The organism is Acetilactobacillus jinshanensis (assembly GCF_004359375.1).
Taxonomy (GTDB): Bacteria; Bacillota; Bacilli; order Lactobacillales; family Lactobacillaceae; genus Acetilactobacillus; species Acetilactobacillus jinshanensis.
The window spans coordinates 1,455,208-1,468,515 of sequence record NZ_CP034726.1; the positions used below are offsets into that span (position 1 = coordinate 1,455,208).

Genomic DNA, 13,308 nt, shown 5'->3' on the forward strand with positions numbered 1-13,308 from the left:
ATAAAGTGTTAATACCTTATTAATTTAATAATTAATTTATCAGAAAGTGAATATTCTAACAAGCCATAAGACTTGAGCCAACGGGGAATTATCAATTAATTAATCATTAAAGATTAATTATTTAATGATGTGGATGTGAATATCTGGACAATCGATCCCGTAATTTAGACAATTCCGACAATTGTTTCTTGTTCCACGGAACCTTACGGACCATGTCCTGATTTTGGTAATTATGAACCTGGCGATTAACTTCGTATCGAGTCTGTTTAATACGGTCCCATAATTCACTATCGGGCATTCGCAAGGCACCCGCTGAAAAGACAGTCCACTGTTCAGCGTCATCACTGGTAACAACCACGATCTGAACAAAACGAGACTGCTTTTTACGAACCAACGCTTCAATATAACTATCAGCGGTTTCATCTTTTCTGGTCCAAACGACGTCCAAATTATAACGTTTATCCTTTTGCGATAATCCTGGAACGTACATGGCATCAAAGACGACGATCATCGGAATATTCCGATATTTTTTGTAATCAGACAGCTCACGAAGCAATTCATCACGAGCGTCACCCAATCGATTAGCTAACTTAAGGCGATTTAAATGAGGCCATTGACCAATGACGTTATACGCATCGATTACTAAAATAGTTTTCTTCATTTAAATCACCTCCTAAAAATTAATTTATTAATATTTAATTATCAAAAATTTAATCACAATGAATGACGTGAATTAAAGCCTTGGTACATAACTAATCCAGCCGCAACACTGGCGTTTAGACTCTGGATCTTACCTAACATCGGGATCGTCAGCATTTCATCCATCTGTTTCTTTAATAGTGGTGAAATACCTTTACCCTCGTTACCAATCACCAAGGCAACCGGGCCCTTAGCGTTCCAGCGTCGATAATCAACACCGTGAATATCGGTTCCGAAGATCCAGGTACCCATTTTCTTTAATTTCTTAACGGTTTTAACTAAGTTCGTGACCCGGACAACTGGAACTCGTTCAATTGCTCCAGCTGAAGCCTTAGCAACCGTTGACGTTAAACCAACGGCTCTGCGCTTCGGAATAATGACTCCGGTAACGCCGGTGGCATCAGCCGTTCTAAGCATCGAGCCTAAATTATGCGGATCTTCAATCCGGTCTAACACCAAGAAGAACGGATCGGTTCCCATTTCATGAGCATGATGTAACGTGTCATCGATCGTAAAGTATTTATAAGCCGCAATGGCTAAAATAACACCCTGGTGATTCTGATGATCCGACAAGTAATCCAGTTTTTGACGCGGGACCTTTGAAATCACCAGATGCCGTTCCTTCGATAATTTAACGATTTCGTTGATGGTGTCATCGTACTTAACGTTATCTTGTAAGAAGACTTTGTTAATACTCTGCTTTTTATTTTGTAACGCGGCAACGACTGGATGCCGGCCGATAATCATATCACTCTGGTTATTTTTCATATTTAACTCGCCCCACATCAACTTGTTTAATGCACCAATCACAGAAGTTCGTTACTCGCTGATGCTGATTGCTTAATTCTAAGTAACCTAAGACCGCTTCAAAGCCGGTCGAGATCCGGTAGGTAAGAACACTAGTATGCTTAGCATGCGTATGACTTTTGGCATTTCGACCCCGCTTGAAAACGGAAATTTCATCAGGCTTTAAGAAGTTATCTTTCTTCATCAAAGCAATTAATCCCGCTTGAGCCTTAGCTGATACATAATCCGTAGCCTTTTTCTGTAAACGCCATGGCTTGGTAATGCCAAGAGCTAATAAATGCCGACGAATCGGTGTTTCATAAACGGCATCGCCCAAATAGGCCAGGGCAATTCCGTTAATCTGGTTATAATCTACATCTTCATCCATATACTTTATTATTCCCTTCTAAATCTCGTGCCTTGTGGAGTATCTTCAAGGATGATTCCTTTAGCTTTCAAATCATCCCGAATTTGATCACTAAGTTTAAAGTTACGGTGCTTTCTAGCGTCAGCACGCTTCTGGATCAATGCTTTGATCTTATCATCATTTAACTTTGGCGCTTGATACTTAATCCCAAAGATTGATGATAAGGTTACTAATTCATGTAAGAGCAGTTCAACGGTGTCTTTAGTAACCTTAGATTGGCTTACGTAGACGTTGCCTAATTTAGCTAACTTATAAACTTCGGCAATCCCGTTTTGAACGTTAAAGTCATCATTCATCGCAGACTTAAAATGATCCTTAATCTGTTCGACTTTTTGTTGAACGTCAGAATCCAAGCCCGGTTCAGCACCTTTCAAACGATAGTTCAGATTATTGTAGGCGGCCCGTAATTTATTCAAGTTACTGGAAGCTTCCTTTAAACTGTCGTCAGAATATTGAATTGGACGCCGGTACTGAGTAGTTGACATCAGGAACCGAATCACCTGGGGATCAACGTGCTTAACTAGATCGTGAACCATCACAAAGTTATGTAATGATTTACTCATCTTTTCGTTATCTTTACCAATGGTAACGAAACCGTTGTGCATCCAATAGTGAACGAACGGTTTACCCGTTTTGGCTTCACTCTGAGCTCGTTCGTTTTCATGATGTGGAAAGGCTAAGTCTTCACCACCACCGTGAATATCGATCGTGTCGCCTAGGTACTTAGTGGCCATGACTGAGCATTCGATATGCCAGCCGGGACGACCTGGGCCCCAAGGTGACTGCCAGTGAATTTCACCGGGCTTAGCTTTCTTCCATAAAGCAAAGTCCAACGGATTTTCCTTCTGGGCTAATTCTTTTGACGTGACGTGTTGACTAGCACCGGATTCTAAGCTATCTAAACTTTCGTGAGCCAAAGCTCCGTACGTGGGGAACTTTTTGACTCGATAGTAGACACTGCCGTTAGATTCATAGGCAAAGCCCTTTTTAACCAAAACTTTAATAAAGTTAATAATGTCTGGAATATTGTGGGTTGCTCGTGGATTCTTGGTGGCTCGCTGAACATTTAACGCATCAATATCCTGATAAAAGACCTTGATGTACTTATCAGCTAGTTTAGGAACGGTTGTGTGTTCCTGGTGAGCTTCACGAATCATTTTATCGTCAACGTCGGTAAAGTTAGACACGTAATTAACGTGATAACCTAAGTATTCAAAATAACGACGAACTGTATCAAACGCGATAATACTTCGGGCGTTACCAACGTGAATGTAATTGTAAACGGTCGGTCCACAAACGTACATGTCAACAACGCCGGGATGGATCGGTTTAAACGGTTCTTTTTTCTGTGTTAGAGTATTATAGATTTTTAACAATGAACTTACCCCGGATCTCGTTTTCATGTTTTTTAAATTATTCCTAGTTTTATCATAGCATAACCTAGCGAAATCAATCTTGGTTTTAAGTTACCAAATAAAAAAGCCTGGCTTATCACCAGACTTAATCTCAATTAAAATTAAAATTCTTTATTTAGTAATCTGCTTCAGAGTTTCGCTAACGTGATTTAAAGCACGCTTACGACCGATTAATTCAATCGATTCTGGTAATTCAGGACCACTCATTTCATGAGTAACGGCAATTCGAATTGGCATCCATAACTTACGGCCACGAATTCCAGTATCTTTCTGAATTGACTTGATAACGTGTAAAATCTGGTACTGATCAAAGATCGGTAAGGCTTTGGCACGCTTATAGAATTCAGTTAATACCTTTGGAGCGGTATCGTTACTGATTTCCTTTAAAGCAGCACCTTCAACCTTCTTTGGTTCAGTGAAGAAGACGGATGCTTCTTTATTGATCTGAGCCATGTAACTCATCTGTGGCTTGTACAGACGAATCAACTGACGAGCCCATTCAAGAGTCTTTGGATCAGGATCTTTTGGAATGTTACCAGCCTTGATTAATTCGTAAAGTGCGGCGTCCATAACTTCGTTTTCGTCGCTCTTCTTGACGTACTGGTTATTGATCCAAGCTAACTTCTTCTTATCGAATTTAGCTGGTGACTTACTTAAACGAGAAGCATCGTAAAGCTTGATGAACTGCTTCTTCGTGTATAATTCACGAGTCCCCTTTGGTGACCAGCCTAAGAGAACGATGAAGTTGAACATAGCTTCTGGTAAGTAACCTAATTCACGGTACTGTTCGATGAACTGTAGTACGGATTCATCACGTTTACTTAACTTCTTACCAGTCTTAGCACTGGTGATTAAGCTCATGTGACCAAACTTTGGTGCTTTCCAGCCTAATGCTTCATAGATCATTAGTTGCTTAGGTGTGTTGGATACATGATCATCACCACGGAATACATGGGTAATGTGCATCTTGTGATCATCGACAACCACGGCAAAGTTATAGGTAGGCATGCCACTACGTTTAGCAATGACAAAGTCACCACCGATATCATCAGAGTCAAAACTTAAGTGACCCTTAACGATATCGTCCCAACTATAGGTCTTACCTTTCGGAACTTTGAAACGAACAACGGGCTTTAAACCTTTAGCTTTACAGTCCGCAACGTACTTCTTCTTCTGGTCAGGAGTCATACCTTCGTATTCGTTAGTGTAATGCGGTGGAACACCGATAGCTTTTTGTTCAGCACGATCTTCTTTTAACTGCTTTTCGGTTCGGTAAGAATAGTAAGCATGGCCTTCTTTAATCAATTTCTGGATTAAAGGAGTGTAGACGTTTTCCTTGTAACGGGTAGTCTGACGATATGGTCCGTAAGGTCCACCAATATCGGGACCTTCATCCCAATCTAAGCCTAACCATTTCAGGTTATCTAATTGACTCTTGGTACCACCTTTAACATCACGTTTCTGGTCGGTATCTTCGATTCGAATGATGAACTTACCATGATTATGTCTAGCAAATAGATAATTAAAAATCGCGGTACGTGCGTTACCAATGTGCAGATGTCCTGTTGGACTTGGTGCGTAACGAACGCGGACTTCTTGCTTAGCCAAAGCTAATTCCCCTTTTTTATGATTATTATTTACGCTTTAAATAAACTAACTGGGTAATTTATCGAATACCCGTTTATTATTAATTTTACAATGAATGGCTTAAAAAATAAAGAACTTCCGAATCAATTATCTTCCTAACGCAATCTTCAACGCCTGATTTAAAGTCGTTACACCAATCACGTCGATTCCTTCTGGTGGCTGCCAGCCTTCAAGGTTATGCTTCGGAATCAAAACTCGTTTAAAGCCTAACTTCTGGGCTTCAGTCACTCGTTGTTCAATTCTGGTCACCCGACGAATTTCACCGGTTAAGCCGATTTCACCAATGTAGCATTCCTCCGGGTTAGTACTGATATTCCGATAACTCGAGGCGATACTGACGGCCATTGCTAAATCAATCGCAGGTTCATTCAAGGTAATGCCACCAGCGGCCTTAAGATAGGCATCCTGGTTCTGCAGCATCAAGCCACACCGTTTTTCCAAGACAGCCATCAAAATTGATACTCGGTTCCGGCTTAATCCCGACGCGGTTCGCTGGGCATAGCCAAAGATCGATGGTGTAACTAATGCTTGGATCTCAACCAAAATCGGTCGAGTTCCTTCCATCGCAACTACGATGGCTGATCCAGTTGCGTTGCGTAATCGTTCTTCAAGAAAGATTTTAGACGGGTTCTTAACTTCTTTAAGACCCTGATAACGCATCTCAAAGACACCTAATTCATTGGTGGATCCAAATCGATTCTTAACGGAGCGCAGAATTCGGTAGGAATGATGCAAATCACCTTCGAAAAAGAGCACCGTATCAACCATGTGTTCCAAGGTCTTCGGGCCAGCAATAGATCCACCTTTGGTAACGTGGCCCACCAGAAAAATGGTGATCCCGTTAGTTTTAGCCGTCCCCATTAAATCGGAAGTGACACCGCGAACTTGTGATACAGAGCCAATCGCCGATTGAATTGACGGTTCCTGGACGGTCTGAACGGAATCAATAATTACAACATCCGGCTGCATTTCATTAATGGCACTCCGAATGGCGTCCATATCAGTTTCTGGATAAATGTATAGGTTAGGACTATCACTGATGCTTAGTCGGTTAGCACGGATTTTAAGCTGATTAGCACTTTCTTCACCAGACACGTAAAGAACCTTTTTGCCACTATCACTCAGTTGTCCAGAAATCTGCATCAATAACGTTGATTTACCAATCCCGGGATCACCACCAAGTAAGATTAAAGATCCTGGGACGATGCCACCGCCTAAAACCCGATTAAATTCTTCTGACTTCGTCTTAAAGCGTGGTGCTCCGTGGGACTTAACGTGACCAATCAAAGTTGGCTTAGAACGCAAACTGCTAAAGTTTACCCGTTGCGTTGTTCCACCGGTATTATTACCAAAGAGGCTATGGGTCGGCTTTTCAACAGCTTCTTCTCGAAACGTGTTCCATTTGCCACAGTTAGGGCACCGACCTAGATAACGCGGTGATATATATCCACAATTCTTACAGACGAAATGAGTTCTGGGTTTAGCCATTGCTAAAGCCCTCCTTACTTATCGTTTACTTACCTGTTGAGCCAAAACCGCTCTGACGTTTAGCCTTGGGCTTGATTTCATGATCAGCAATTAGATACGGCATGAAAATGCCCTGGCCAATTCGGTCACCCTTATGAATTTTGCGGTCACGAATGCCAAAATTAACCATCTGAACGAAAATTTCACCTTCGTTAGAAGGATTGTTGTAATAATCACTGTCAATTACACCGATCCCGTTAGGTAAAATCATCCCCCGTTTTAGTGGGTTACTGGAACGGTTAGCGATAATCAAAACTTCGTTGGGCTGCATATAGGCTTTGATCCCCGTTGGAATCAAGTACGGCTTTAAGACCTTTTTAGCTGCGGTAATCTGATCATCAGTTAACTGATCCTGATGATGAATGGCCCACAACACTTTAAGAAAGTTTAGCTTCCAAATTGACGGCAACGTCATGTCAACGGCACTGGCAAAGTCGTAACCTGCTGAATTCTGGGTTGCCCGTTTTGGTAATTTAATTCCTTGATTTTTATATTTTGATACGATCTGAAATCCACGTTTCAAATTATTCACATCCCATTAATTTCCATTAATTTATTTCCAACCTAATATACATTACGTATTTTAGAAGATTTATATTTAACCGCAAAACTTTAATTAGACAATTAAAGCCTTTAAATATAAAATTGAAAGTATAGAGAGTGGGCCTAATTGTGATTATTTTTAAACCCAACGCAATTATGATTAAAAATCAGCGACATCAAATTGTAGCTGAACTGACCTACTTTCTATTATCCAGCAAATGCTGGCTGCTAGAACAGCTTTTTGCTAGTTCTCAATCAAACATGAAGCGGTACCAAGGAATTCTGATCAAACAATTTTTTGATCGAGTCCCAAAGGCACCCAAATGTGTTCGAATTTTGGACCCATTTGCCAAGGCTTACGTTAAAAAGCATCAGGAATATCAGAAGTTTCTTCGTTAATTTTAGAGGAGTACGCAGAAATGAACCAAGATGCACTTAAACAAATTGCTGCCCGTGAAGCGGTTAAATTTGTTAAAGACGATATGGTAGTTGGCTTAGGTACGGGATCAACCGTTAAGTACATGATCCAGGCCCTTGGAAAGCGATTAAGGGAAAAGAACCTCCACATCGTTGGTATCCCAACTTCCAATCGAACGGCACGACGAGCCCGTCGAGCCGGAATCCCAATTAAAAATATTGATGATATTGACCACATTGATCTAACGATTGATGGTGCAGATCAGGTTGATAAGAATTATCAAGGTATCAAAGGTGGCGGAATCGCTCACCTGTGGGAAAAGATTGTAGCCATTAATTCGACAAAGAACATCTGGATCGTGGATGAAACTAAGCTTACTAATCACCTTGGTTCATTCCCGTTGCCATTGGAAGTCATTCCATATGGTAGTAGTCAACTATTCGTGCGACTTAAGAAGATGGGCTATCACCCAACTTTCCGAATGTCTCACGGTCGCCATATCCTGACTCATTCCAGAAATTACATCATCGATTTAAACCTAGGTCAGATTGACCATCCGCATCATTTATCTAAACAATTAGATGAAATGACGGGAATCGTTGAACATGGCCTATTCTTAGATATCGTCAATACCGTGATCGTTGGTCATCCCGATGGCCCAGAAATTATCAACGCTAGATAATTATCTAACTAACCTTAATAGAAAGAGTGATTTTGATGAGTAAGGATATCAAATTAACTGATATTCAGAAATATCAAAACAACGTTGATCAGCGCAAGGACGCTAAAGTTATCGCTCGTGCCGTTCAGCACAACGGTATTTTAGCTGCCAGCACTGATTTTCACGCTTATGATAAAGATCGTCCGTTCTTCTCAGTTGAACTACATCAAGTTGATGTAACTGACCAGAAACGAGCCGGTTTCTGCTGGTTATTTGCGGCATTAAACACTCTACGTGACCGGATGATCAACAAGCTCAATTTAAAGAATAATTTTGAACTTTCAGAAAACTACATCAACTTCTGGGATAAGTTAGAAAAGTCTAACTTCTACTTGGTTAACGTTTTGCGTACCGCTAAGTTACCGTTAAGCAACCGTTACGTTTGGTGGATCAACCGTGCACCAGAATCTGATGGTGGTCAATGGGACATGCTCTGTGCGTTAATCGAAAAGTACGGTGTCGTTCCGAAACAGGCCATGGGCAGTACCCATAACACGGTTAATTCTGATGAATTAAACAGCACCCTAAACGCTAAGTTACGCATTGATGCGGTTACTCTTCGTAAAGCCGTTGCTAAAGGTGCTTCTAAGTCAGATTTAGACAAGACCAAGGGTAACATGTTAAACGACATTTACCGCATCTTAGTTTACGCTTTTGGTGCACCGGTTAAGAAGTTCAACTTCGAATACTATGACAAGAAGAACAACTACCACATCGATAAGGACTTAACCCCTAAGAAATTCTATGACAAGTACGTTGGCTTAAACTTAGAAAACTACGTATCCGTCATCAATTCACCAACTAAAGACAAGCCTTATAACAAGACTTATACCGTTGACATGTTAGGTAACGTCGTCGGTGGCCGTCAGGTTAAGCACTTAAACTTAACTATGGACGACTTCGAAAAGTTAGCTGTTACCCAGTTAAAGCACGGTGAAAGTGTTTGGTTCGGCAGTGACGTTGTCCAGTACTCCGACAGTAAGAAAGGTGTCATGGATGACGATCTTTACCATAAAGATTCATTATTCGACACCAAAGTATCCATGAGTAAGGAAGACGCCTTGAACTATGGCGAAAGTGCCATGGATCATGCCATGGTCTTAACCGGTGTTGACATCGTCAACGGTAAGCCAACTAAATGGAAAGTTGAAAACAGCTGGGGCAAGAAACCTGGTAACAAGGGTTACTTCGTAATGAGTGAATCTTGGTTCCGTCGTTTCGCTTACCAGTTAGTCATTAACAAGAAATACATGCCAGAAGCTATGCAAAAGGATCAGGCCCAGAAGCCAAGTCTATTAAAGCCTTGGGACCCAATGGGTACTTTAGCATAACCTTAATATTTAAAATTAGATATATAAAAAAGCAGCTGAAATTAATCAGCTGCTTTTTTATTAACTTAAATTAAGTTAAACGATAAATCACTTAGCTAAGTTTAACATGTGCTGGTCATGGTTAACCCACCAGTTAGCTTTCTTAGCATAGTACATAGCGTTTTTGGCAGCTTTCTTATAACCTTTTTTCTGGTCATATTTAGCAGCCTTTAAATCGAAAGCTTCGGCCTTTTTGTTAATCTTTTCGGCGTTAGACCAAACTTTGTGATAGTAAGCACTCTTGCGGTAGTTAGCATGCTTAGCTACATAATGACGGTAAGTCTTTTTGGTATTAGGCTTTTCAATATGCTTCTTAGTCTTGCTCATAGCAGCCTTTTCAGCAGCTGCTTTCTTAGCGGAAACCTTTTTAGCATGCTTATTACTAGCCTTTTTGTTAGACTTCTTAGCTAACTTCTTGCTGCCTTTCTTATTGGCCTTTTTGTTTAACTTCTTAGGTGTTTTCTTAGCAGCCTTCTTGTTAGACTTCTTGGCAGCTTTTTTAGCTAATTTATTACCACCCTTTTTAGCGGCTTTTTTGTTGGCAGCCTTTTTTGCTGACTTCTTTGATGCTGCTTTCTTAGCATTTTTAGCAGCACTCTTCTTAACACCTTTGGCAACTTTCTTAGCGTTCTTCTTAGTTGCCTTAGCATGTTTAGTTGCTTTTGGAGCAGTAGCACCTAATTTATGACTATTGTATTGGCCTTTCTTGATGCCCTTTTCTTCATAAGCAGCAGATTTATTAGTCTGAGGAGCAGCATTAGCGCTAGCACTCAAACTAGCACCGCAAACCATAACACCGGCTAATAAAGCAACAGAAGCATCTTTAGCAAGTTTCTTTAACAATTGTTTCTTCATTAAAAACATCTCCCAATGAGTTATGTATTGAGTATACCATAATTTTACAGTTCTGTTACATTAAAAAAGGGAACATTTAGAATTTCTAATCCCAAATATTCCCTATCATATTACGTTACATTTTACTTATTTTATTATTTTTTTAGATAAGATCCGCAAATGGGAATCAAATTGATACTCAATTGGTACCCCGTTTGGGACTTCTAGCTTTTCAACATCTTTATCGGAAATGTGGTCAAGATATTTAATCAATGCCCTTAATGTACTGCCATGGGCAACGATTAATTGATTATGACCATCGATTAACCGAGGCACAATGGAGTCAATCCAATATGGCAGCATTCGTTTATAAGTCATTTCAAGGCTCTCACCCAACGGCTCATGGACACCCACGCGGAGATACTTGTACTCGCTTTCGGGTGTCTTTAATAATGGTGGAACAGCTTTAAATCCTCGATGCCAGGAATTAAATCGCTTTTCACCAACTTGTTTTTTAACAACGATTTTATTTTTACCACGTAAAGCACCATAATGACGTTCATTCAATCGCCACGTTTTATGCTCAGGAATGTAAGCCTGATCAATTTCATCCAATACAATATTAGCTGTATCAATAGCTCTAATTAGGTATGAAGTATGGACATCACTAAATTTAATGTGAGTTTTTTCTAATTTCTTACCAGCTTGATGAGCCTGCTTGACACCTAAGTGAGTCAATGGTGAATCAGTCCAGCCAGTAAAAATATGATCATGATTGGCTTGGCTTTCACCATGTCGAATCAATACTAAAATGGCCATCCTTATATATCATCTCTTAACGGATTGGTAGAAAGTTTCATTTTTTATTGTAACGCAATTTTATTTATAGTCATATTAACAATTAAGATCTGGTATCTTCGTTGTCATTATAAGTATCTTTATACTATAATTTACTTGAATCTTTAAATGGGGCATAAAAATAATGGAAGACTTTAATAATCAATCGAATCATTTCAATGATTCATCCCAAAACAAATCTAGACAAACCGTCTACCCTACTCGGACTGGTGAATTACACTTTAGAAAGCGTAAACATCCTTGGGTATGGCCAATCATTATCGTAATATTAATTATCTTAGGAATTGGATTAGTATGGTTACATTCAGCATATAATAATGCTCAAAATACATTTCAAAAAACTTACCAACAAGGTAATTTTGATAAACGAAATGTTTCCAGTATTATAAATCAAGATAAACCGTTCTCAGTTCTATTATTAGGTACTGATACGGGTGCGCTTGGTCGACATGATACCGGACGAACCGATACCATCATTTTGGCAACCATTAATCCACAAAAGAAGAGTATTTTCTTAACGAGTATCCCTAGAGATACCAAAGTTACCGTACCTGGCGATTCACAGCCATACGAAAAGATTAATGCGGCATACACTTTAGGTGGACCTGCTAAGGCCGTTACAACGGTTCAGCGTCTATTGAACGTGCCGATTGATTTCTACGCCATCGTAAACATGGGTGGCCTAGAAAAAATGGTTAACGCCGTTGACGGTGCCACGGTTGATCCGCCGTTATCATTCCACTATGAGCAAGCCAATGTGACTAAAGGCCATAAAATTCATTTGAATGGCAAAGAAGCTTTAGCCTATGCACGAATGAGACATCAAGATCCTTTAGGCGATTACGGTCGTCAAGAACGACAACGTCAGGTCTTAGAAAAGTTATTGATGAAAGGTATGAAGATCACATCATTACCTCGATATAAACAGATTCTGTCGTCACTTCAGCATAATTTAAAGACAGACATTAAATTTGACGATATGGTGTCGATTCGAGCTCGTTACGGTGTAGCAACCCATCATCTAAGATCAGAGGGTCTACAGGAAAATAACGCCACGATCAACGGAATTGACTATGAAGTTCCAACTAAGTCTGAATTAATTAAAGTATCGAAAAAGATTCGAAAGAGTTTAGGCTTAAGTTCAACTAGCGACACCATTAGTAATAATTACATCGATAATTATTCTGATTCAGATTTGTCAGATGATAATAGTTAAATAAATTAAACTAAAATAAAAATAACCTGATTGAATAATTTGTGTTCAATCAGGTTATTTTTTGCGCTAGTTTTTAATTAATAAATTCTATAGCCATGTAATACGTTTGATCTTTGGGACTGTAATAAGTACCAATCCCCATTTGCTTATAACGACGGGACAAGATGTTAGTTCGATGACCCCAATCATCTCCGGCGTCATGATACATTGATGCGTTATTAATATTATTAGCCAACTGATAACCATTTCTTGAATGATAAGTTAGTGTACTTTGTTGAGCATCAGTTGGATTATTATAAGAACCGACCGCAATAACTTGAATCGTACCTAATGGAATGCTAGCGATATTTTCACCATAATATTGATACTTAATGTGACGTTTCCCTAAAAGGTAACGAGCTTCATCGTTACGATAAGGCATATTGTGTGAGAAATAGCTAGACAACTGACGACTTCTAATTTGTCCAATCATATTTAAGCGTCTGTTAATTCGTAATGGACGACGCCGATAAATGATACGATCTAAATTTGTATCATAAAAAGTTCTCCAATATAATTCACGACGATTACGATTAATTTGTCGCCACGTTGGCTGCTGTGCTTTACGAGCATGTCGATTATTCACATGACGTTTTCGGAATCGAATCGAATTATAAGGTTTCTTTTGCGGATTTCGGTGAATTTGTCGATTAATTCGAACGTGAGCATGTTGAACATGTCGAGCTTCACCAACGGTACTAATTGAACCAACACTTAATAACAGAATTAATGCGGTGGCAACCTTAAACATCTGATTAAACCTTAATTTATGCCATTTCATGTGCTTACTCAACTTCTTTTAGATCTT

Annotated in this window: 14 protein-coding genes; 4 read left to right on the forward strand and 10 right to left on the reverse strand. The window is 39.7% G+C overall.

Annotated features, from left to right (window positions below; genetic code table 11):
• Positions 1–121: 121 nt before the first annotated feature.
• From ELX58_RS07025 to ELX58_RS07055, 7 genes are all read right to left on the reverse strand, one after another.
• The gene (locus tag ELX58_RS07025) at positions 122–661 is read right to left on the reverse strand and encodes an NYN domain-containing protein (protein WP_133442408.1); all 540 of its coding nucleotides are present in this window, start codon (positions 659–661) and stop codon (positions 122–124) included.
• 53 nt (positions 662–714) lie between these two features.
• Positions 715–1,467, reverse strand: coding sequence for a 23S rRNA (guanosine(2251)-2'-O)-methyltransferase RlmB (rlmB, locus tag ELX58_RS07030; protein ID WP_133442409.1), 753 nt, complete (start codon positions 1,465–1,467; stop codon positions 715–717).
• The gene (locus ELX58_RS07035) at positions 1,457–1,873 is read right to left on the reverse strand and encodes a Mini-ribonuclease 3 (protein WP_133442410.1); all 417 of its coding nucleotides are present in this window, start codon (positions 1,871–1,873) and stop codon (positions 1,457–1,459) included. The genes rlmB and ELX58_RS07035 overlap by 11 nt, the downstream gene beginning before the upstream one ends.
• An 8-nt stretch (positions 1,874–1,881) precedes the next feature.
• On the reverse strand, positions 1,882–3,288 hold the full coding sequence (gene cysS, locus ELX58_RS07040; RefSeq protein ID WP_133442411.1) for a cysteine--tRNA ligase: 1,407 nt from the start codon (positions 3,286–3,288) through the stop codon (positions 1,882–1,884).
• Positions 3,289–3,438: 150 nt separating this feature from the next.
• Positions 3,439–4,935, reverse strand: coding sequence for a glutamate--tRNA ligase (gltX, locus tag ELX58_RS07045; protein WP_133442412.1), 1,497 nt, complete (start codon positions 4,933–4,935; stop codon positions 3,439–3,441).
• 126 nt (positions 4,936–5,061) lie between these two features.
• Entirely contained in the window at positions 5,062–6,462 is a 1,401-nt protein-coding gene (gene radA / locus ELX58_RS07050; protein WP_133442413.1) for a DNA repair protein RadA, read from the reverse strand.
• A 25-nt stretch (positions 6,463–6,487) separates the two neighbouring features.
• On the reverse strand, positions 6,488–7,024 hold the full coding sequence (locus ELX58_RS07055; protein ID WP_133442414.1) for a dCTP deaminase/dUTPase family protein: 537 nt from the start codon (positions 7,022–7,024) through the stop codon (positions 6,488–6,490).
• Positions 7,025–7,173: 149 nt separating this feature from the next.
• Here ELX58_RS07055 and ELX58_RS07060 point away from each other — a divergent pair, with 149 nt between their 5' ends.
• The 3 genes from ELX58_RS07060 to ELX58_RS07070 are packed head-to-tail and all read left to right on the forward strand — an operon-like array spanning position 7,174 to position 9,514.
• Positions 7,174–7,443 (forward strand): GNAT family protein, encoded by a 270-nt coding sequence (locus ELX58_RS07060; protein ID WP_133442415.1) that lies wholly within the window; start codon positions 7,174–7,176, stop codon positions 7,441–7,443.
• Positions 7,444–7,463: 20 nt separating this feature from the next.
• A complete protein-coding gene (gene rpiA, locus ELX58_RS07065) occupies positions 7,464–8,144 on the forward strand; it encodes a ribose-5-phosphate isomerase RpiA (RefSeq protein ID WP_133442416.1) in 681 nt (226 codons plus the stop codon).
• 35 nt (positions 8,145–8,179) lie between these two features.
• A complete protein-coding gene (locus ELX58_RS07070) occupies positions 8,180–9,514 on the forward strand; it encodes a C1 family peptidase (RefSeq protein ID WP_133442417.1) in 1,335 nt (444 codons plus the stop codon).
• 87 nt (positions 9,515–9,601) lie between these two features.
• On the opposite strand, the gene ELX58_RS07970 is transcribed toward ELX58_RS07070, so the two are convergent.
• Positions 9,602–10,408 carry a hypothetical protein gene (locus tag ELX58_RS07970; RefSeq protein WP_162614675.1) on the reverse strand — a complete coding sequence of 269 codons (807 nt, stop codon included), beginning with the start codon at positions 10,406–10,408 and terminating at the stop codon, positions 9,602–9,604.
• A 126-nt stretch (positions 10,409–10,534) separates the two neighbouring features.
• A complete protein-coding gene (locus tag ELX58_RS07080; RefSeq protein ID WP_133442418.1) occupies positions 10,535–11,206 on the reverse strand; it encodes a 2,3-bisphosphoglycerate-dependent phosphoglycerate mutase in 672 nt (223 codons plus the stop codon).
• 163 nt (positions 11,207–11,369) lie between these two features.
• Between ELX58_RS07080 and ELX58_RS07085 the strand changes: the two genes are divergently transcribed.
• A complete protein-coding gene (locus ELX58_RS07085) occupies positions 11,370–12,461 on the forward strand; it encodes an LCP family protein (RefSeq protein WP_133442419.1) in 1,092 nt (363 codons plus the stop codon).
• 73 nt (positions 12,462–12,534) lie between these two features.
• Here ELX58_RS07085 and ELX58_RS07090 read toward each other — a convergent pair whose 3' ends face one another.
• Positions 12,535–13,281, reverse strand: a complete 747-nt coding sequence (locus tag ELX58_RS07090) for a CAP domain-containing protein (RefSeq protein WP_133442420.1) — start codon at positions 13,279–13,281, stop codon at positions 12,535–12,537.
• Positions 13,282–13,308 lie beyond the last annotated feature (27 nt).